This is a genomic window from Psychrobium sp. nBUS_13 (assembly GCF_051201665.1).
Classification (GTDB): domain Bacteria; phylum Pseudomonadota; class Gammaproteobacteria; order Enterobacterales; family Psychrobiaceae; genus Psychrobium.
Map to the genome: position 1 here is coordinate 23,441 of NZ_CP179210.1, position 20,865 is coordinate 44,305.

General features: G+C 41.9%; 14 protein-coding genes, 2 tRNA genes and 4 rRNA genes. 16 read left to right on the plus strand and 4 right to left on the minus strand.

Annotated elements, in window-relative coordinates:
- Nucleotides 1-9: 9 nt before the first annotated feature.
- On the minus strand, nucleotides 10-360 hold the full coding sequence (locus ACMAZF_RS00090) for a hypothetical protein (protein ID WP_435275484.1): 351 nt from the start codon (nucleotides 358-360) through the stop codon (nucleotides 10-12).
- 332 nt (nucleotides 361-692) lie between these two features.
- Here ACMAZF_RS00090 and ACMAZF_RS00095 point away from each other — a divergent pair, with 332 nt between their 5' ends.
- The 13 genes from ACMAZF_RS00095 (at nucleotide 693) to ACMAZF_RS00155 (ending at nucleotide 14,115) form a co-directional block, all read left to right on the plus strand.
- Entirely contained in the window at nucleotides 693-1,046 is a 354-nt protein-coding gene (locus ACMAZF_RS00095) for a transposase (RefSeq protein ID WP_435275485.1), read from the plus strand.
- Nucleotides 1,015-1,344, plus strand: coding sequence for a transposase (locus tag ACMAZF_RS00100; protein WP_435275486.1), 330 nt, complete (start codon nucleotides 1,015-1,017; stop codon nucleotides 1,342-1,344). The genes ACMAZF_RS00095 and ACMAZF_RS00100 overlap by 32 nt, the downstream gene beginning before the upstream one ends.
- Nucleotides 1,345-1,537: 193 nt before the next feature.
- On the plus strand, nucleotides 1,538-1,801 hold the full coding sequence (locus ACMAZF_RS00105) for a hypothetical protein (RefSeq protein ID WP_435275487.1): 264 nt from the start codon (nucleotides 1,538-1,540) through the stop codon (nucleotides 1,799-1,801).
- Between the two features lie 83 nt (nucleotides 1,802-1,884).
- The gene (gene ccoG, locus ACMAZF_RS00110; RefSeq protein WP_435275488.1) at nucleotides 1,885-3,315 is read left to right on the plus strand and encodes a cytochrome c oxidase accessory protein CcoG; all 1,431 of its coding nucleotides are present in this window, start codon (nucleotides 1,885-1,887) and stop codon (nucleotides 3,313-3,315) included.
- 473 nt (nucleotides 3,316-3,788) lie between these two features.
- Nucleotides 3,789-5,335: ribosomal RNA gene (locus ACMAZF_RS00115) — 16S ribosomal RNA — on the plus strand.
- Between the two features lie 182 nt (nucleotides 5,336-5,517).
- A tRNA-Ile gene (locus tag ACMAZF_RS00120) sits at nucleotides 5,518-5,594 on the plus strand.
- Nucleotides 5,595-5,812: 218 nt separating this feature from the next.
- Nucleotides 5,813-5,888: transfer RNA gene (locus ACMAZF_RS00125), tRNA-Ala, on the plus strand.
- Nucleotides 5,889-6,408: 520 nt separating this feature from the next.
- Nucleotides 6,409-9,302 (plus strand): 23S ribosomal RNA (locus ACMAZF_RS00130).
- 219 nt (nucleotides 9,303-9,521) lie between these two features.
- Nucleotides 9,522-9,637 (plus strand): 5S ribosomal RNA (gene rrf, locus ACMAZF_RS00135).
- Nucleotides 9,638-9,687: 50 nt separating this feature from the next.
- Nucleotides 9,688-9,803, plus strand: a 5S ribosomal RNA gene (gene rrf / locus ACMAZF_RS00140).
- Together the 16S, 23S and 5S rRNA genes with 2 tRNA genes alongside form the textbook arrangement of a ribosomal RNA operon.
- Nucleotides 9,804-10,038: 235 nt before the next feature.
- Nucleotides 10,039-11,463 carry an IS66 family transposase gene (gene tnpC, locus ACMAZF_RS00145; RefSeq protein ID WP_435275489.1) on the plus strand — a complete coding sequence of 475 codons (1,425 nt, stop codon included), beginning with the start codon at nucleotides 10,039-10,041 and terminating at the stop codon, nucleotides 11,461-11,463.
- A gap of 269 nt (nucleotides 11,464-11,732) precedes the next feature.
- Nucleotides 11,733-13,676, plus strand: a complete 1,944-nt coding sequence (locus ACMAZF_RS00150) for a spermidine synthase (RefSeq protein ID WP_435275490.1) — start codon at nucleotides 11,733-11,735, stop codon at nucleotides 13,674-13,676.
- A gap of 58 nt (nucleotides 13,677-13,734) precedes the next feature.
- Nucleotides 13,735-14,115, plus strand: a complete 381-nt coding sequence (locus ACMAZF_RS00155) for a hypothetical protein (RefSeq protein ID WP_435275491.1) — start codon at nucleotides 13,735-13,737, stop codon at nucleotides 14,113-14,115.
- 91 nt (nucleotides 14,116-14,206) lie between these two features.
- On the opposite strand, the gene ACMAZF_RS00160 is transcribed toward ACMAZF_RS00155, so the two are convergent.
- A complete protein-coding gene (locus ACMAZF_RS00160) occupies nucleotides 14,207-16,363 on the minus strand; it encodes a M3 family metallopeptidase (protein WP_435275492.1) in 2,157 nt (718 codons plus the stop codon).
- 191 nt (nucleotides 16,364-16,554) lie between these two features.
- Here ACMAZF_RS00160 and ACMAZF_RS00165 point away from each other — a divergent pair, with 191 nt between their 5' ends.
- Nucleotides 16,555-17,109, plus strand: a complete 555-nt coding sequence (locus ACMAZF_RS00165; protein ID WP_435275493.1) for a topoisomerase DNA-binding C4 zinc finger domain-containing protein — start codon at nucleotides 16,555-16,557, stop codon at nucleotides 17,107-17,109.
- A gap of 416 nt (nucleotides 17,110-17,525) precedes the next feature.
- On the opposite strand, the gene ACMAZF_RS00170 is transcribed toward ACMAZF_RS00165, so the two are convergent.
- The gene (locus ACMAZF_RS00170; protein ID WP_435275494.1) at nucleotides 17,526-18,662 is read right to left on the minus strand and encodes a 5-(carboxyamino)imidazole ribonucleotide synthase; all 1,137 of its coding nucleotides are present in this window, start codon (nucleotides 18,660-18,662) and stop codon (nucleotides 17,526-17,528) included.
- Between the two features lie 11 nt (nucleotides 18,663-18,673).
- Nucleotides 18,674-19,156 (minus strand): 5-(carboxyamino)imidazole ribonucleotide mutase, encoded by a 483-nt coding sequence (gene purE, locus ACMAZF_RS00175; RefSeq protein ID WP_435275495.1) that lies wholly within the window; start codon nucleotides 19,154-19,156, stop codon nucleotides 18,674-18,676.
- Nucleotides 19,157-19,349: 193 nt separating this feature from the next.
- Between purE and ACMAZF_RS00180 the strand changes: the two genes are divergently transcribed.
- Complete coding sequence (locus ACMAZF_RS00180) at nucleotides 19,350-19,898, plus strand: Sua5/YciO/YrdC/YwlC family protein (RefSeq protein ID WP_435275496.1); 549 nt, start codon at nucleotides 19,350-19,352, stop codon at nucleotides 19,896-19,898.
- Between the two features lie 24 nt (nucleotides 19,899-19,922).
- Nucleotides 19,923-20,834, plus strand: a complete 912-nt coding sequence (gene hemF, locus ACMAZF_RS00185) for an oxygen-dependent coproporphyrinogen oxidase (protein WP_435275497.1) — start codon at nucleotides 19,923-19,925, stop codon at nucleotides 20,832-20,834.
- Nucleotides 20,835-20,865 lie beyond the last annotated feature (31 nt).

Genomic DNA, 20,865 nt, shown 5'->3' on the forward strand with positions numbered 1-20,865 from the left:
AGCTACTTCTTAAGTAGTTGGCAAATGCTTTTCTAGTACACCACACGTCTTTTTAATCGCATAACTCGTTAATGCCGTATGTGACAATTCAATACCATGACAATATTGATCAAAGAAACTTTGTACTTTCTTAAAGCTTGTTAGATTCTGTTTAATGAATTTCATTTCATGAAGTGCTAGTGAACCTTCTAAATACTCTAAATCCTTGATTAAAGCTGGCAGTTCACTAACTCCAGCAGTTCGTTTTGCTTCCGTTTTCACCGAACCCACAATCTTATCCATATAGGGTTTTAATGTTGGGTGGTCTCTAAATTCGACCGCGAGTAAAATAATCATAATTATAAATATAAACTTTTTCATGTGGCTAACTTTCAATCTGCGTAAATAGGCTGCCATAATGAAAATTAAATAGCAGTCTCTTATATCATAGTCAAAATAATTATAATTACTTTAAATATAATCTCAAGTTTCGGAGTTCAAAAAAGTCAAAAAAATAAATTAAACCTATGATTTAAAACAGTTTGGTATCTCGGTGTGGTAAGGTGTTCATTGAATAGACAACGTAAACTACCAAACGAGATATCATATGGAACCTGCTCAAAAGACCTTGAAATTACCGTCATTAACTGCTGATTTACTGAGTCAAGTAAACCTTAATATTGACAATACTTTCAGCACCACATGGAAGCGTATTGGTTTCAATATTAGTTGACCACTACACTGTCGATTATCAATTCACTGATGGTCGTAGTATTGCGGCTAAACGTTACCAAAAATCAAAACAACAAACTAAACCTGAAATGGTTTGTGACATGATAGCGCGAGCTATTCGCGGCGGAATTAATGCCGATTACTTTTTAGCAGATGCATGGTTTGCCACTAAGCATATATTAAGGATGACCATTGAGCATTCACTTGTTGCGATTGTCAGAATGAAAAAAAACAAGATGAAATACCGCCTAACGGTAAATGGGGAGACTCACTTACTTTGTGCCCAAGCGCTCTACAAACAATATGTCAAAGGCCGCTGGCAAACACATAAATAATGTGCCTTATCAAAGTAAGTCTATTGTTGTTGAATTAAATCTCACCAGCTCAGATAAAGCGCCTGCGCAGTGGGTTAAGGTTAAGCTCTTGTTTGTGCGCTCAATAAGTGAAAGCAAGCAACAAGCGAGTAAACATGATTGGGCGCTATTTTTAACAACCGATAGCCAACTTGAAGATGAAAAAATACTTGAGGTTTATGCACTGCGATGGGGAATTGAAGTTTACTTTAAAGAAGCCAAACAAAAGCTCGGATTTTTAAAAGAGCAAAGTCGACATTATACCAATTGCATTAAGTAAGTGATCTTGTTGTGCGTAGAGAAAATCAGCTAAAACAAGGCGCTCGATTGACTAATAGCTGGCTATTAGGATTGAGAGCAACGCCATTTTAGTTAATTTTAACAAGTACAAGTGGGCAAATATTTAATGCAATTGGTATTACAGTGCTTATATTGCCTCAATACATCTAACAGGGCTAAGGTTTTGCTTACTGTTGTTTGCTAAACAAGAAGAAGGTAGCGCAAGGCTTAGTGGGGTAAGAAATGATTTTGAGGAAAATTTAAATTGTCTTAACTTTGCCAGTAAATTGTGGGGATTATTCAAGGCATTAATTGCTGGAGCATTAAGTGAAATAGCAAATTTAACAAAGGTTGAAAAACATGACATGTTAAGAAAAATAGAACAAACGGTTGTTGATTTTTTTACGCAAGTCATGCAAATGGATAGCTTTACCTTACGCCAAGAAGCCTTAGAATAATGAAATATTTACTTTTATTGGCTAAAAATTAACTCCGAAACTTGAGTATAATAAATACCTTGTGAGCAAGTAAAGGAAATTCAATGAGCGATAATATAGACGTTAAGATCATTGACACTTCGAAGCACGATGATATTAAACATCGTACGAAAGTCAAAGATACCGAATACAAAGAAGGTAAAATATACATAAGGTCAATCAATGGTATTTTTACCGCAATACGGCAGAAATTGAATTGGATCTTAATGCTTGGTTTTTTCCTGTTGCCTTGGATTCCCTATGGAGACAGGCAAGCTGTCATATTTGATCTTGCTGAGCAAAAATTTCATATATTTGGTTTGATTATTTGGCCACAGGATCTTGTGTTATTGGCTGCACTGCTCATGATTTCGGCCTATGGTCTTTTTCTGGTAACTACGTTTATTGGCAGAGTATGGTGTGGGTTTACCTGTCCGCAAACCATATGGACCTTTATATTTGTCTGGGTAGAAGAGAAAGTTGAAGGAAAGTTTAACAAACGGAAGAAACTTGACCAACAACCCAATACTTGGACGAAAATTTGGAAAAAAGGGCTTAAACATAGTATTTGGCTGGTCATTTCTTTAATTACCTCTTTAACATTTTTGGCATTCTTTGTTCCTGTTAAAGAACTCTATATTGACTTCTTTACACTTAATGCCAGCGGTTTAATATATTTCTGGACTCTGTTTTTTACATTTTGTACCTACGGCAATGCTGGTTGGATGCGCGAAATAATGTGCCTGCACATGTGTCCCTATGCACGGTTTCAGTCTGCAATGTTTGATAAAGACACCTTTAGCGTTGCCTATGATGCACAGCGCGGGGAGAGTCGAGGACCACGTTCTCGTAAGAAAAATCCAAAAGAACTCGGATTAGGAGACTGTATTGACTGTAATCTGTGTGTTCAAGTCTGTCCAACGGGTATAGATATCCGAGATGGTCTTCAATACGAATGCATAAATTGTGGCGCCTGTATTGATGCATGTGATGATGTCATGGAAAAAATGGGCTATGAGAAAAAACTAATTAGCTATACCACTGAAAACCAATTAGAAGGTAAGAAAACTCACATTATCAGAGGTAAGTTGGTTGGCTATGGTTCTGTCCTGGCAATCATGTCAATTGTCTTTGTATACTTCCTCATGGCAATTCAACCGTTGAAGCTCGACATTATTCGAGATCGTAATCAGTTATATAGAATCAGTAGCGAAGGCCTCATTGAAAATGTCTACACGCTTAAAGTTCTGAATAAGACTGAAGAAGACCTCAACTATAAATTAAGTTTCTCAGGATTGGACGAATTTGAATGGCTAGGTGTGAACGAAATTTTTGTTAAAGCAGGAGAAGTATATACTCTGCCAATGAGTATTTCTGCAGATCCATATAACTTAAAGAAGAAACTCGTTAACGTAACTTTCACTGTTGAAGCATCATTAGACAACGGCGAAAAGGTTATTGTAAAAGAAGACACTAAATTCTTTAATGAAATTTAGTTAAAATCGACCTTAAAACATTCTAATTGATTCTTAAAAAAACAATTGGAATGTTTTTTGAACGGTTAAACAACGTTTTTATAAAATCGTCATAAAACCACTTGCAAGCAAGCAACAAATCCCTATAATGCGCAACCACTGAGACGGAGCAACGAACAACAAATTGCTTACTTCGACGTTTTATTAAGATTGACTAAATTAGTTATTGACTTAATAAAAAGGCAGTGTAATATACGCAGCCCAAACGCAACTAAGCAAAGGCTTTGAAGCGTAACTCCTTACTACTTTAAGTAAGTCGAGTTGAAACGTTCTTTAAAAATTAGTATTCAAATAAACTGTGTGGGCATTTTTAGATAAGTATCAAAAATACTTAATGAAGATGTTCACACCAAGTAAGAAATTACTTGATATGACAGTAAATTCATTGAGTCGTTTCTTATGTAAAAATAGGGAACGTTAAACAGTTAAACTTTTAATTGAAGAGTTTGATCATGGCTCAGATTGAACGCTGGCGGCAGGCCTAACACATGCAAGTCGAGCGGAAACACAAGGGAGCTTGCTCCTGAGGTGTCGAGCGGCGGACGGGTGAGTAATGCTTGGGAAACTGCCCAGTCGTGGGGGACAACCATTGGAAACGATGGCTAATACCGCATACGCCCTACGGGGGAAAGAAGGGGACTCTTCGGAGCCTTTCGCGATTGGATGTGCCCAAGTGGGATTAGCTAGTTGGTGAGGTAAAGGCTCACCAAGGCGACGATCCCTAGCTGGTTTGAGAGGATGATCAGCCACACTGGAACTGAGACACGGTCCAGACTCCTACGGGAGGCAGCAGTGGGGAATATTGCACAATGGAGGAAACTCTGATGCAGCCATGCCGCGTGTATGAAGAAGGCCTTCGGGTTGTAAAGTACTTTCAGCGAGGAGGAAAGGTTAGTAGTTAATAACTGCTAGCTGTGACGTTACTCGCAGAAGAAGGACCGGCTAACTCCGTGCCAGCAGCCGCGGTAATACGGAGGGTCCGAGCGTTAATCGGAATTACTGGGCGTAAAGCGTACGCAGGCGGTTTGTTAAGCGAGATGTGAAAGCCCCGGGCTCAACCTGGGAACTGCATTTCGAACTGACAAACTAGAGTTTTGTAGAGGGTGGTAGAATTTCAGGTGTAGCGGTGAAATGCGTAGAGATCTGAAGGAATACCAGTGGCGAAGGCGGCCACCTGGACAATAACTGACGCTCATGTACGAAAGCGTGGGGAGCAAACGGGATTAGATACCCCGGTAGTCCACGCCGTAAACGATGTCAACTAGCCGACTGGTGCCTTGAGCACTGGGTGGCGCAGCTAACGCATTAAGTTGACCGCCTGGGGAGTACGGCCGCAAGGTTAAAACTCAAATGAATTGACGGGGGCCCGCACAAGCGGTGGAGCATGTGGTTTAATTCGATGCAACGCGAAGAACCTTACCTACTCTTGACATCCACAGAACTTTTCAGAGATGAATTGGTGCCTTCGGGAACTGTGAGACAGGTGCTGCATGGCTGTCGTCAGCTCGTGTTGTGAAATGTTGGGTTAAGTCCCGCAACGAGCGCAACCCCTATCCTTAGTTGCCAGCACGTAATGGTGGGAACTCTAGGGAGACTGCCGGTGATAAACCGGAGGAAGGTGGGGACGACGTCAAGTCATCATGGCCCTTACGAGTAGGGCTACACACGTGCTACAATGGCGCATACAAAGGGTTGCGAAGCCGCGAGGTGGAGCCAATCCCAAAAAGTGCGTCGTAGTCCGGATTGGAGTCTGCAACTCGACTCCATGAAGTCGGAATCGCTAGTAATCGTAGATCAGAATGCTACGGTGAATACGTTCCCGGGCCTTGTACACACCGCCCGTCACACCATGGGAGTGGGCTGCAAAAGAAGTGGGTAGTTTAACCTTTCGGGGAGGACGCTCACCACTTTGTGGTTCATGACTGGGGTGAAGTCGTAACAAGGTAGCCCTAGGGGAACCTGGGGCTGGATCACCTCCTTACAGACAAAAATAAAACAGATTTTTAGATAATTAATCTAAAAATACAGTTTTATTCAGGTCGTCACTAGTGATGACCAATCATTCGATACTTTTCTTTAAGTGTCCACACAGTTTGTTTGAATACGAAAATAAAGACGCATAGTTAAACCATCCAGTTGGTTTGACAATATGTTTTAGGTTCTAGGTCTGTAGCTCAGTTGGTTAGAGCGCACCCCTGATAAGGGTGAGGTCGGCAGTTCAAATCTGCCCAGACCTACCAATTACCATGTAATTGGAGGCTAGTTTGTAGCTCAGTTGGTTAGAGCGCACCCCTACTCTTGTTATGAGAAAGTGGGTGAGGTCGTCAGTTCAGTTCAAATCTGCCCAGACCTACCAAATTTCATTTGTTCAGCGTTATAAAGTAACTCGTTTAGCACGCTAAACGTCGTCACTTCATGCCTTGAATAAACGAAATTACTAAAACATAAAAGAATATGTGGGGCTATAGCTCAGCTGGGAGAGCGCCTGCCTTGCACGCAGGAGGTCTGCGGTTCGATCCCGCATAGCTCCACCACTTATTCTTTTTCGCATAGAAATACATTCGATGAAATAGACTTTAAAGATAATCATTAAGATTTAATTATTATCTTTGACGTTTTAACGTCTGCTCTTTAACAATTTGGAAAGCTGATAAATTCAAAAATAGAATTTAGATTATTGTGTAAACAATAATTTTTATTCGAAGTTCTTAAGTAATTAGTGAATGCTAATTACGAACACAACAAGTGTTCTTGGATATTTTTGAGGCGAAAATGATTTACGAAGCTAATAATCTAAAAATAAATACTTAATTTATTTTTCAGGATAATTAGAAGAATAATGATAAAACTAGACATAGCAGACATTGGTCTGTGAAATCGAAAACATTAGTTGTTTTAATTAACACATCTAACGTATTGCGCAGATAATTTTTTCTAATGCAAGGCGGACGAGGAATGAGGGAAGTCGTGTAACGTGTTACATAACTGACCGAATGACGAAGTCCAACGGCGCAGTAGAGAAAAGAATCAAGCAAGACACATTAGGTGTTGTATGATTAAGTGACTAAGCGTATACGGTGGATGCCTAGGCAATTAGAGGCGATGAAGGACGTGTTAATCTGCGATAAGCGTTGGCAAGGTGATAAAAACCGCAATAGCCAACGATTTCCGAATGGGTAAACCCAGCTGCCATAAGGCAGTTATCTCAACGTGAATACATAGCGTTGTGAGGCGAACCCGGGGAACTGAAACATCTAAGTACCCGGAGGAAAAGAAATCAACCGAGATTCCCTTAGTAGCGGCGAGCGAACGGGGACCAGCCCTTAAGTAATTAATAAGTCAGTCGAATGCACTGGAAAGTGCGACGATAGAAGGTGATAGTCCTGTAGACGAAGACGAATTTTTTATGAAAACGAGTAGGACGGGACACGTGATATCCTGTTTGAAGATGGGGGGACCATCCTCCAAGGCTAAATACTACTAATTGACCGATAGTGAACCAGTACCGTGAGGGAAAGGCGAAAAGAACCCCTGTGAGGGGAGTGAAATAGAACCTGAAACCGTATACGTACAAGCAGTGGGAGCACAGATTTGCTGTGTGACTGCGTACCTTTTGTATAATGGGTCAGCGACTTACATTTTGTAGCAAGGTTAACCGTATAGGGGAGCCGTAGGGAAACCGAGTCTTAACTGGGCGATAGTTGCAAGGTGTAGACCCGAAACCGGGTAATCTAGCCATGGGCAGGTTGAAGGTTGAGTAACATCAACTGGAGGACCGAACACACGTATGTTGAAAAATGCGGTGATGACCTGTGGCTAGGGGTGAAAGGCCAATCAAACCCGGAGATAGCTGGTTCTCCCCGAAATCTATTTAGGTAGAGCGTCATGTATCACCATTGGGGGTAGAGCACTGTTAAGGCTAGGGGGTCATCCCGACTTACCAACCCTTTGCAAACTCCGAATACCAATGAGTGCAATCATGGCAGACACACTGCGGGTGCTAACGTCCGTAGTGAAGAGGGAAACAACCCAGACCGCCAGCTAAGGTCCCAAAGTACTAGTTAAGTGGGAAACGATGTGGGAAGGCTTAGACAGCTAGGAGGTTGGCTTAGAAGCAGCCATCTTTTAAAGAAAGCGTAATAGCTCACTAGTCGAGTCGGCCTGCGCGGAAGATTTAACGGGGCTAAACTAGTCACCGAAGCTGCGGATTCATACTTTGTATGAGTGGTAGGGGAGCGTTCTGTAAGCCGTTGAAGGTGTGCTGTCAGGCATGCTGGAGGTATCAGAAGTGCGAATGCTGACATGAGTAACGATAAAGGGGGTGAAAAACCTCCTCGCCGAAAGACCAAGGGTTCCTGTCCAACGTTAATCGGGGCAGGGTAAGTCGACCCCTAAGGCGAGGCAGAAATGCGTAGTCGATGGGAAACTGGTTAATATTCCAGTACTTCTTATAATTGCGATGGGGGGACGGAGAAGGCTAATCTAGCATGGCGTTGGTTGTCCATGTTTAAGGCAGTAGGCCGTTGTTTTAGGTAAATCCGGAACAACTTTGGCTGAGAGTCGATGACGAGCTACTACGGTAGTGAAGTAGATGATGCCATACTTCCAGGAAAAGCCTCTAAGCTTCAGATTATAAGGAATCGTACTCCAAACCGACACAGGTGGTCGGGTAGAGAATACCAAGGCGCTTGAGAGAACTCGGGTGAAGGAACTAGGCAAAATAGTACCGTAACTTCGGGAGAAGGTACGCTGGCTGTGGTGATGAGACTTGCTCTCTAAGCTACGGTCAGTCGCAGTGACCAGGTGGCTGCAACTGTTTATTAAAAACACAGCACTGTGCAAAATCGTAAGATGACGTATACGGTGTGACACCTGCCCGGTGCCGGAAGGTTAATTGATTGGGTTAGAACTTCGGTTCGAAGCTCATGATCGAAGCCCCGGTAAACGGCGGCCGTAACTATAACGGTCCTAAGGTAGCGAAATTCCTTGTCGGGTAAGTTCCGACCTGCACGAATGGTGTAATGATGGCCACGCTGTCTCCACCCGAGACTCAGTGAAATTGAAATCGCTGTGAAGATGCAGTGTACCCGCGGCTAGACGGAAAGACCCCGTGAACCTTTACTACAGCTTGGCACTGAACATTGAACCTACATGTGTAGGATAGGTGGGAGCCTTTGAAACCAGAACGCTAGTTTTGGTGGAGGCAATCTTGAAATACCACCCTTGTACGTTTGATGTTCTAACTTAGGTCCCTTATCGGGATTGAGGACAGTGTCTGGTGGGTAGTTTGACTGGGGCGGTCTCCTCCCAAAGAGTAACGGAGGAGTACGAAGGTTAGCTAAGCATGGTCGGACATCATGCGGTTAGTATAATGGTATAAGCTAGCTTGACTGCGAGACAGACACGTCGAGCAGGTACGAAAGTAGGTCATAGTGATCCGGTGGTTCTGTATGGAAGGGCCATCGCTCAACGGATAAAAGGTACTCCGGGGATAACAGGCTGATACCGCCCAAGAGTTCATATCGACGGCGGTGTTTGGCACCTCGATGTCGGCTCATCACATCCTGGGGCTGAAGTCGGTCCCAAGGGTATGGCTGTTCGCCATTTAAAGTGGTACGCGAGCTGGGTTTAGAACGTCGTGAGACAGTTCGGTCCCTATCTGCCGTGGGCGTTTGAGAATTGAGAGGAGCTGCTCCTAGTACGAGAGGACCGGAGTGGACGAACCGCTGGTGTTCGGGTTGTCATGCCAATGGCATTGCCCGGTAGCTACGTTCGGAATCGATAACCGCTGAAAGCATCTAAGCGGGAAGCGAGCCTCGAGATGAGTTCTCACTGGAGATTTAATCTCCCTAAAGGGCCGTAGGAGACTACTACGTTGATAGGCAAGGTGTGTAAGCGTTGTGAGGCGTTGAGCTAACTTGTACTAATGACCCGTGAGGCTTAATCATACAACACCTAATGTGTTTTACATGAACATCTTAAAAATAGATACTAAATCTATTTTTCAAGAGATGTTCTAGTCTCAGAAATATCCAACAAAGAACGCTTGTTGTGTTTAAAAAGATTTTTGAAAGCTTTCCAAATTTAGTGGTTGTGTTCGCTGTAACACATCGCTCTTTGCCATCCATGGCACCGCGATGTTAGTGAATTCATTCACGTTAAATTAGTTTGGTAACCATAGCAAATTGGTCCCACCTGATCCCATTCCGAACTCAGTAGTGAAACGATTTAGCGCCGATGGTAGTGTGGGGCTTCCCCATGTGAGAGTAGGACATTGCCAAACACCTATTATATATTATGAGTTGAGAGTACTCCTCGTGATATGACAATTTGACTGGTAACCATAGCAAGTTGGTCCCACCTGATCCCATTCCGAACTCAGTAGTGAAACGACTTAGCGCCGATGGTAGTGTGGGGCTTCCCCATGTGAGAGTAGGACATTGCCAGCCACTAATTAGAAAAAGCCGCTACAGAAATGTAGCGGCTTTTTTCATTTCATTTTCAAGAATTCAATTGGTATTATACCAATTGCATTAAATATTTGCCCACTTGTACTTGTTAAAATGTAACTACTCAGCACTTCAAAGCTAGTGTTTTAAATTAATTGAAAAATAAAAAATGATCGACTTGCTTGATCATTCTGAGCCGTTATTCTATGGGTCTCTCTATTCAGTAGTTTGAGCAATGAAAATAAGCGGCATCGATATTGAAAAAAATATCGACAACATAAAAAAGCAAATCGAGACGGATAAAACATTGTTGTCCCCATCAATACGTGCCGCTATCGATTTATTGTTGCTTATCGTCACTTTATTGTCCCAACGGTTAGGCCTTAACAGTCGAAATAGCAGTAAACCACCATCATCAGATCCTAATCGGAAAAAGAAGCCTAACGCTAATAGTTCAAATGCATCGGGTGGGCAACTCGGTCATAAAGGAACAACTTTACCGCTTGATGAACGACCTGATATCAACCATAAAATAGTTCTTGATAGAACGCTATTACCACCAGGGAGTTATACCGATATGGGGGTGGAAACCCGTCAGGTAGTGGATATAGAGTTTAAGCGCGTCGTAACTCAATACCAAGCCCAAATTCTTGAAAACGAATTTGGTAAGCGATTCGTTGCTCCATTTCCAACGGGGGTTAATAGTCGAATTCAATATGGTAATGGGCTAAAGGCTCACGCGGTTTACTTGTCTCAATATCAGCTACTCCCTTACGAGCGTATTCGTGAATATTTTACCGACCAACTTAACATTCCACTGAGTAGTGGCAGTCTGTACAACTTCATTAATACAGCTTACCGTCATCTCGATGAGACGAATGCGCTTGAATTCATCAAGGAAAGTTTGAAGAATGAATCAGTGCTTCATGCTGATGAAACAGGCATTAACATTAACGGTCAACGTCAATGGTTACACAATGCATCATCATTAAAATGGACCTATCTATCGGCTCATGAGAAACGAGGTTGTGATGCCATCAATGCCATTGGAATACTACCCGACTTCACTGGTGTGATGTGTCATGATCACTGGAAGCCGTACTATCGTTATGATTGTCAACATGCTTTATGCAATGCTCATCATCTGCGAGAACTCACACGTGCATACGAACAGGATGGCAAGAGCTGGGCTGAAACGATGCGTATTTTTTTAATAGAGCTTAATCAGGAAGTTGAAGATAGCGGTGGAGTGATTAGCGACAAAAGACAATTAATGAGTCGCCTTCAATATCGAGATATTTTAAAAGAGGGTGAACACGAAAGCCCTCCGCCAGCGATAATCGTCGGGAAACGTGGACGCCCTAAGAAATCAAAATCGCGCAATTTATTAGAGCGATTACAGAGTTACGAAGATGATGTACTCAGATTTATGGTGGATAAAATTGTGCCTTTCACGAACAATCAGGGTGAAAATGATTTGAGAATGGTGAAAGTTCAGCAAAAGATATCGGGCTGCTTTAGAAGCAAGCATGGTTCCGTCATGTTTTTTGGCCTTAGAAGCTACCTGTCAAGTTGTAAAAAACAAGGAGTCAGTGCGTCTACTGCTTTGTCATTATTATTAAACGGAGCACTACCAAATATCTTCCCCCCTGCTGAGTAGTTACGTTAAAATTAACTAAAATGGCGTTGCTCTCAATCCTAATAGCCAGCTATTAGTCAATCGAGCGCCTTGTTTGAGCTGATTTTCTCTACGCACAACAAGATCACTTACTTAATGCAATTGGTATAAAGCGCTCTTAACTAATATTATGACTCGCAGTGTTTTCGTGTCATATGTATGATGTCATTTTATTTTTTAAGTTTAGTCGTGTAATGCTTTATTTTGTCACTATTTTCCTAAGCGCTTTTTTATTATTTTTAGTGCAACCTATGATTGCTAAAGTGATTTTGCCTGATTTCGGTGGCGGTGCGTCAGTTTGGACTATCTGTATGCTGTTTTTTCAAGCGCTTCTGCTTGGTGGCTATTTGTATGCCCATGGGCTGATAAAGTGGTTTAAGCCGCGTAGCCAACTTATCGTGCATGCTTGTTTGCTACTACTTGCCGTTACGTTTACGCCAATTGCAGTAAACACTTTATCTATTAGTTCTTCACCACAGATGACAATATTGGCAACGCTGTTAATTAGTATCGGTTTGCCATACTTTGTTCTATCGTCTAATGCCCCTTTAATTCAACGATGGTTCGCTTACGATAAACCAAAGACATCTCCTTATAAGCTTTATGCATTATCGAATATTGGTTCACTAATTGGCCTTGTCGCCTATCCATTTATAATAGAGCCATTTATCGTATTACAATCTCAATTATTGGTGTGGAGTGTTGCCTATTGGTGCTTTGTAGGTTGTAGTTTGGCCTTGATTGTGATGCTTGCTGTCAAATTAAGAGAACCAAGTGAATCATCGAAAGATCATCAATCAACACAATATACCGTGACAATCATTCCCTGGATTGGTTTATCGGCGCTTGGTGTTATCGCTTTGTTGGCTGTTACGAATTCGATGACACAAAATATATCAGCGATTCCTTTTTTATGGCTATTACCACTTAGTTTATATCTCATTAGCTTTATTATTTGTTTTGGTCGCGAACGGTTCGCTAATCGTCAAGTTTGGCTAGGTGTTACAGCGCTCTGTTTACCGATTGGGATCTTGCTATTTTTCTTCGCATCAATGTTTTCCATAGTTGCTCAGTTGTTCCTTTATGGCTTTATTTTATTGGCTGTGTGTATGTTATGCCATGGCGAACTTGTGAGAATGAAGCCTGATTCTAGTCGTTTAACACGTTACTATTTGGCGATGTCGGTAGGTGGCGTAATTGGGGGGCTGTTTGTTAACTTTATAGCACCTTGGCTTTTCGACCAATTTATCGAATTTCCGCTAGTTATTTGGTTAACACTAACCACACTTGCTGTGTTAACTATTGTCAGAGGTAATAAAAGTCATGCTTTAACGCGGTTTGGTCTGCCGATATACCTTATCGCTGCTGCCGTAGGTTTTGTACTGTTTAATAATGTATTTCAACAATACGACGTTGTTGCAGAGCGAAATTTTTATGGTCAGCTTGCAGTGAAAGATGTAACTGTTAATGGATTTAACGAACGCCGCTTGGTTGATGGAACAACATCTCATGGTACACAGTCATTGAACCCAGCTAATAGGGATGAGCCTCTCAGTTATTATCGACGTGGGACAGGTGTTGAGGCTGCTCTATCGACACTCCAACAACAGGGACCAATTAACGCAGTTATTATTGGTTTAGGGGCTGGGACACTGGCTGCTTACGGTAATAAATCGGATAGCTTTACATTCTTTGAATTAAATCCGTTGGTAAAAGATTATGCAAATCGTTATTTCACTTATTTATCTAGTTCTAAGGCGGAAGTGAAAGTAAACGTCGGCGATGGGCGTCAGCTTTTATCGCGCTATGGTGAAAACGATATTGATTTATTAGCTGTTGATGCATTTTCTAGTGATGCAATTCCTGTTCATCTATTAACACGTGAAGCAGTCGCGTTATACGCTAACTCCATTAACGATCACGGCATCGTCGCGTTACATATTTCTAATAGCCATTTAGATTTAGTGCCTTTGGTATTTGGTTTAGCTGAAGAAGCAAACTTGGCATCGGCATTTGCGGTGACTGATGCCACCAAGTCGTCTGACAACACAGCACAATGGGTGTTGTTAGCAAAAAGTGGAGATGTCTTACAACAACCAACTATCAAAAAGGTTACTTCTCCTTGGCCGTCGAGTGCTTCACAACCAGTCATATGGACAGATGATTATAGTAACCTGTTATCAGTTCTTAAATAGAATTTATCTAATTGAACTTTAAAATAGCCTTATATTTGGGGCTGTTTTAAGGATGTTTATGAAGTCCCTCTGTTATAAAATACTTGCTATTAGTGCGCTTTCTTTTTGTTCGTTATCGTCATTTGCCAATGACATTGAGTCTATTACCGTTTTAGGAAAGTCTGCGGTTGCAAATGCAACACATGGCGGGGTCGATGTGAAATTACTGCCAATAAATGTTCACGTTGTTAATCGGGAAGAAATTGAGCGGCTTAGGTTTGTTGATCCTAATGAACTGCTAGATATAATTCCAGCTAAGCCAGAATCGTTTGAAGTGGGGATAATTGTCATTGGGTTAATTGCATTACTTGCTGTTGTTTTTCCAATGTTTGGTTTGAGTTTGCTATTAGTCATCTTAATTCAAGGTGTTTTAAGTGCCTATAACCCTCAAGATATTTAATTTATATTTACGCATAAAAAAGCCAACTATAGAGGTAGTTGGCTTTTATTTTCTTCTATCATATGACCTTTAAAAAGCCATTAATAACGTATTAGTCGATTAAACCACGGCTCTTTAATAGTGGTTGAATACTCGCTTCTTTACCACGGAACTTACGGTACAGGTTAAGTGCTTCGTCACTGCCGCCAGAAGATAAGATATGCTTTCTAAATGCATCAGCAGTCTTCTTATCGAAAATACCATTTTCTTGGAAGGCTGCGAACGCATCGGCACCGAATACATCAGACCAAATGTAGCTGTAGTAACCAGCAGAGTAACCGCCAGAAAAGATGTGAGCGAAGTAAGTTGAACGATAACGTGGATCGATCTCTTTAATTAAGCCCCATTCTTTTAGTGCGTCAGCTTCAAATTTCGCTGTGTCACGGATCTTGTCGTCTTCTAATGAGTGCCAGTTTAAGTCTAACAAGGTTGCTGCCATGTATTCAGTGGTTGCGAATCCCTGGTTAAACTTACTTGCCGCTTGGATCTTATTAACGAGTTCTTGTGGAATCACTTCACCAGTTTTGTAGTGTTTAGCAAATTGAGCTAGCACTTCTGGTTGTAACATCCAGTTTTCCATCACTTGTGATGGGAATTCTACGAAATCGCGTGGTGTAGCAGTACCAGTTTGTGAGCGGTATTTACCGTCTGACAATAAACCGTGTAGCGCATGGCCAAACTCGTGGAATAGGGTGCTTGCTTGGTCAAATGTTAATAGCGCTGGCGCATCACCGGTTGGGCGTGGGTAGTTTAATACGTTAACAATGATTGGCGTTGAGTCTTCGCCGTTCATGTTGTATTGCTTGCGGTAAGAGTTCATCCAAGCGCCGCCGCGTTTACCTGGGCGTACGTAGTGATCAGCTAAGAATAAACCAACGTAAGTGCCATCAGCTTCGTAGATTTCGAAAGTGCGAACATCGTCGTGGTATTTAGGTAAATCGGTGCGCTCTTTTACTGTAATACCAAAGAGTTTTTGCGCCGTGTGGAAAACACCTTGTAGCGTTGACTCTAATGCAAAGTAAGGACGTGTTTGTTCTTCGTCTAAATCGTAACGCGCTTTGCGAATTTTTTCTGCGTAATACGGATAATCCCAAGCTTCAATCTTGAAGTTGCCGCCTTGTGCATCAACAAGTTTTTGCATATCGGCTACTTCAACTTTCGCTTTTTCTAATGCGGTAGGCCAAATCTTGTTAAGTAGTTCGTAAACAGCAGCAGGTGTTTTAGCTACGCGATCTTCTAGTACGAAGTGAGCGTGAGATTTGTAGCCCATTAATTGTGCTTTTTGTACACGTAATGAGGCGATTTTGGCTAAGACTTCTTTGTTGTCGTGCTCATTATCGTTATTGGCGCGATTGATGTAACCAAGGTAGAGCTCTTTACGTAATTCGCGATTGTCAGCAAATTTAGTAACTGGCGTAATTGAAGGGCGATGCGTAGTGAATACCCATTTTCCTTCCTGTCCGCGATCTTTAGCGGTGGCTGCAGCTGCTGCAATAACAGAATCAGATAAACCAGATAGCTTACTCTTGTCATCAACAACGACTTCAAAGCCATTGGTTTCAGCTAATAAGTTGTCGCCAAATTGAAGGGTTAATTTAGCTAATTGAGCATTAAGTTCACGGATCTGATCTTTTTGTTTTGCATCTAATTTAGCGCCACTTCGAACAAAACCAATGTAGGTATCTTTAAGTAGTTTTTGCTGTGCGGTTGTTAATTCTAAGCTGTCTTTTTTATCATAAACGGCTGCCACACGCTGGAATAGAGCATCATTTAATGAAATATCATCTGAATGGGCAGATAGCAGTGGAGAAACTTCTTTGGCGATAGCTTTAAGCTCATCGTTAGTTTCTGCTGAGGTTAAGTTGTAAAACACGCCAGCAACTTTATCTAGCAGGTTGCCACTAAATTCAATTGCTTCAATGGTGTTTTCAAACGTTGCCGCTGATTTTTGATTTACAATCGCGTCAATTTCTTGTTTTTGCTGCTTAATAGCTGCTTTAAATGCAGGAAGATAATGATCGTTTTTAATGACTGAAAAATTAGGCATTTCATGTGCCGTGCCCCATTTTTTAGAAAATGGGTTGCTATCAGCTAGTAGCTTTTGTTGTTCAACGGCTGGTTTTTCTTGCGTAGCTGTTGGAGTCTTTGCTGAATCACAGCCAACAAGTGCGATGGCAAGCGCAAGTGGCGCTAAGGTAAATTTCTTCATAAAAAAAAGCCCTAAATTTTTGGTTGTTTTTGTTTTCTATGCTTATCCTACGGGGATTTGGAGTTGATGTAAAACGTGAATAGCTGTAACAAATTTTTGTTTACAAAATATGACCTAGCGAAGGCTATTTATTCACATTTTATCGTCAAATCGCTATAATTAACCTACTTGAATAACCGCCGGATAATGCCATGACTAAACAACACGAAGAGTTGTTTTCACATCACGAACATGCGCTTGAAAAAGAATACGAGTCTTGTCCTAGATGTTCGTTGTCTTTGCAGATCCGAAATTCTAAACACGGTCCGTTTTTAGGATGCACTGGCTACCCTGCGTGTGACTACAGTCGTCCGTTGGTTGAGCATGAAAATATGGAGCATCAGATTATTGCTGGCTCTGTGTGTCCTGAGTGCAGTCATGAACTCGCTATTAAGAAAGGGCGATATGGCATCTTCATTGGTTGTACAAATTATCCTGCGTGCAAGCATATTGAACATACAGAAGATGAAGAAGAGGTTATTGATTGTCCTGAGTGCAAAAAAGGACATATTGCACAGCGTGTTTCTCGCTATGGGAAAACATTTTATGCCTGTGACAATTACCCAAAATGTAAGTTTGCCGTTAATTATCATCCAGTAGTCGGTGAGTGCGAAAAGTGCCAGTTTGGGTTATTGCTCGAACGTAAGATGAGTGGTGAAAAACGGCTAGTGTGTGCTAAAAAGTCTTGTAGCCATAAACAAACCTAGCCATTAATTAGGGGCTGTTTATCTTTTGAGTTCATTTTTGCAGCAAGTTGTTTGGGGTTTCTACAAGGCAGAGCCTATGTGGTGTAGCTGGCTCGATAATAGCTCCTGCATTATCCTAATGAGCTACATCCCTGTAGCAATACACGAATAGGCGATAACGCCGTAGAAATAATAAACAAATGCTGTCCGTTGGATTCAACTAAAAGTCTTTTGTGCGGCGTTATTCGTCATTCACTGGGGTAAACCCAGCATCAATCGTCATGCCTCGCCCACAGCGATGTGGGTGCTTATGCTCAGTCTGGAACAATGAACATGTGCCCAAAATCCTTTTAGATTGAACAAAATTTGAACCACAAAGCTCAATAGACCCTAGTAACTTCAAAAAGCAGTCAGTTTTTGAAGTTACTTTGCACTAATTAAGAGCATTGCTCGTTAATGTATTGCTTGATATCGGAAAACGTATTTTCTGGCAATAACGCGGCAATAGCTATCAGGCGTTGGTTTAATTGGGTTGTATCGTGACCAGATACATTAATATGCCCCATTTTGCGCCCAGCACGCTTTTCTTTGCCGTACCAATGTACATTCACACCTGTCATTCCCAAGATTACTTGCGGTAAGTTATCTTCGCCGAGAATATTGATCATGGCAGTCGGACGCGTTAATTCAGTGCCACCTAAAGGCAAGCCACTTACTGCACGAATATGATTCGCAAACTGACAACAATCGCTGCCTTGCTGCGTCCAATGTCCAGAGTTATGAACGCGGGGGGCGATTTCATTAACTAGTAGAGTGTCGCCGACTTGGAAAAACTCAATGGCTAGTACACCTACGTAATTCATCGATTGTGTTAAGCGGGCAAAAACTTCTGAGGCTTGTTGTTGCAAGCCTTCGTTGTCACAAAGAGCTGTTGATACTGACAATACGCCGTCAGTGTGGTGGTTTTCAGTGAGGGGATAAGTCTTCACTTCACCACTAACACTACGTGCACCAACCAAGGATACTTCGCGAGAAAATGGAATCATTTGCTCGGCAATCACGCCTTGATTTGGATTCGAGCTAATAAAACGTTCGATGTCTTGCCAAATAGCATCGGCGTGTTCTGCTGACTTTAACCGCCATTGCCCTTTGCCATCGTAGCCCTCTAATGCACTTTTTAATATAATTGGCAGTGAAAGTTGGTTGATCGCTTGCTTGAAGTCTTGCTCGTTTTTGATGATGAAATGCGGTGCATTGGTGACATCACATTGTGTTAATAACGCTTTTTCTAAACGGCGATCACCACCAATTTTTATCGCGTCAGCACTTGGTTTTAGTTTTCCTGATGCCTCACATTGGGCGAGCACATCATGAGCGACATGTTCAAATTCAGCTGTAATAACATCAGCAAACTCAATACCTGACTCAAGGTCACCAATTGTTTGTTCAGGTGCAAGTGGATTAACAACCCGCTTTGTCGTTACATCATAAGCAAGAACATTGGCATTAAACGGTTTAATACTCAATGCCATCATGCGTGCCAGTTGTCCAGCACCTAAAACCAAAACATTCATGCTAATTCCTATTACGCTGCTGGATCAGGATTGTTTAATATGTTGTCGGTTTGCGCTTTTCGGAAAGCTTCTACATTAGCCATAATTGTTTCATCATGAGTGCCAATGATCTGTGCTGCCATTAAACCTGCATTGGCTGCACCAGCGTCGCCAATGGCTAATGTACCGACGGCAATTCCTTTAGGCATTTGAACAATTGATAATAAAGAGTCTTTACCGCTCAATACACGTGATTGTACGGGAACACCTAACACTGGTAGGCTCGTGTAAGCTGCCGCCATACCTGGTAAATGTGCTGCACCGCCAGCGCCTGCAATGATCACTTTTAATCCACGCTCTTTGGCAGATTCTGAGTATTGGGCTAACAAATGAGGAGTACGATGAGCTGATACAACTTTGGTTTCGTAAGGAACGCCAAGGTCATCAAGCATTTGAGCTGCATGTTGCATGGTTGGCCAGTCTGATTTTGAACCCATGATAATACCGACAGTCATTATTTTTACGCCTATGTTAGATGGTTTATTGTGTGTGCTAGGTCACATTTTTCGGGGATTATATACCCAAACGACCTTAAGATGCTAGCTTGGTTCACCGCCGTTTTTGTGAAAGCAAAATTAAAGTTATGACTAGTTGCTGTGTTGTAATCTTGGTAAAATCCGCTGCAGAAATATTTAGTGAGAAATAACCGTGACATATCAAAGTGCGCAACAAGCTTTTTTAGCTGGTGGATTAATTGCTTATCCCACTGAAGCAGTATTTGGCGTTGGTTGTGATCCCGATAATAAGCAGTCGCTAGAACGACTATTGGCAATGAAACAGCGTGACCCTAATAAAGGGTTAATTTTATTGGCAAGTAGCTTTGAGCAATTGATGCCTTATATCGACCACACGCGACTAACTCCTGATATGATAAGTGCTATGTTGAGCCAGTGGCCAAATGGGGTGACACAAGTTGTGCCTAAAGCGGTAAATTTAGCGCCTTTATTATCTGGTCAATTTGAAAGTATTGCCGTACGGGTGACCGATCAACCTGATGTTGTTGCATTGTGTGACAGTGTGGGGCGACCTATCGTATCCACAAGTGCTAATCTTTCAGGCGTTGAACCTGCTACAACGTGGCAAAAACTAGATCCTCAACTGATTGAGCAGTTAGACTATGTCATTAAAGGCACGACACTTGGTTTTGACAAGCCATCGACGATTATCGATGCAATTAGCGGTCAATGTTATCGTTAGAATAATTTTTAAGGGCATTAAACTATGACAACCCAGATTTCGGCAGAAGTCGTAAAAGAATATTTATTAGCGCTTCAATCGAGTATTTGTAAAGGCTTGGAAAGCCAAGAGCCGAGTGAACGATTTAAGCATGATGCTTGGCAAAGAGCTGAAGGCGGTGGTGGCGAAAGTCGTGTGATGACTAACGGTCAGGTTTTTGAACAGGCTGGTGTAAATTTTTCTTATGTGATGGGTGAAACCTTACCACCTTCTGCTACTGCGGCGCGCCCAGAGTTAACAGGTCGTCGTTATGAGGCGATGGGGGTGTCGTTAGTTATTCACCCCAATAATCCTTATGTGCCGACATCTCACGCCAATGTTCGCTTTTTTATTGCCTATAAAGAAGATGAAGAGCCTATTTGGTGGTTTGGTGGTGGTTTTGATTTAACACCGTATTATGGCAATGAAGATGATTGTAAGCATTGGCATCAAACAGCAAAGAATTTATGTGAACCGTTTGGTGAAGATAAATATTCTAAATACAAAAAATGGTGTGACGAATACTTCTATTTGAAGCATCGCGATGAAGCGCGTGGAATTGGCGGTTTATTCTTTGATGATTTAAATGAAGATGGTTTTGAGCAAAGCTTTGCATTTATGAAGTCTGTTGGTGATGGTTTTATAGAAGCATATTTACCTATAGTCAAAGCGAGAAAAGATACAGATTATGGTGAGCGCCAACGCCAATTCCAATTATATCGTCGTGGTCGCTACGTTGAGTTTAATTTAGTTTACGATCGCGGAACACACTTTGGCTTGCAAAGTGGTGGGCGTACCGAATCCATCTTGATGTCGATGCCACCATTGGTTCGCTGGGAATATTGCTACGCCCCAGAAGAAAACACTGAAGAAGCGAACTTATATTCACATTATCTACCAGTACGCGATTGGATTTAAACACACAAGATTTATAACCTTAAGGATTTAA

What these genes read in the sequence shown, in the direction of transcription:
- ACMAZF_RS00090 (WP_435275484.1), bottom strand. Translation starts at nt 360, where the DNA reads ATGAAAAAGTTTATATTTATAATTATGATTATTTTACTCGCGGTCGAA.
- ACMAZF_RS00100 (WP_435275486.1), top strand. Translation starts at nt 1,015, where the DNA reads ATGTCAAAGGCCGCTGGCAAACACATAAATAATGTGCCTTATCAAAGT.
- ccoG (WP_435275488.1), top strand. Translation starts at nt 1,885, where the DNA reads ATGAGCGATAATATAGACGTTAAGATCATTGACACTTCGAAGCACGAT.
- tnpC (WP_435275489.1), top strand. Translation starts at nt 10,039, where the DNA reads ATGAAAATAAGCGGCATCGATATTGAAAAAAATATCGACAACATAAAA.
- ACMAZF_RS00150 (WP_435275490.1), top strand. Translation starts at nt 11,733, where the DNA reads ATGATTGCTAAAGTGATTTTGCCTGATTTCGGTGGCGGTGCGTCAGTT.
- ACMAZF_RS00155 (WP_435275491.1), top strand. Translation starts at nt 13,735, where the DNA reads ATGAAGTCCCTCTGTTATAAAATACTTGCTATTAGTGCGCTTTCTTTT.
- ACMAZF_RS00160 (WP_435275492.1), bottom strand. Translation starts at nt 16,363, where the DNA reads ATGAAGAAATTTACCTTAGCGCCACTTGCGCTTGCCATCGCACTTGTT.
- ACMAZF_RS00165 (WP_435275493.1), top strand. Translation starts at nt 16,555, where the DNA reads ATGACTAAACAACACGAAGAGTTGTTTTCACATCACGAACATGCGCTT.
- ACMAZF_RS00170 (WP_435275494.1), bottom strand. Translation starts at nt 18,662, where the DNA reads ATGAATGTTTTGGTTTTAGGTGCTGGACAACTGGCACGCATGATGGCA.
- purE (WP_435275495.1), bottom strand. Translation starts at nt 19,156, where the DNA reads ATGACTGTCGGTATTATCATGGGTTCAAAATCAGACTGGCCAACCATG.
- hemF (WP_435275497.1), top strand. Translation starts at nt 19,923, where the DNA reads ATGACAACCCAGATTTCGGCAGAAGTCGTAAAAGAATATTTATTAGCG.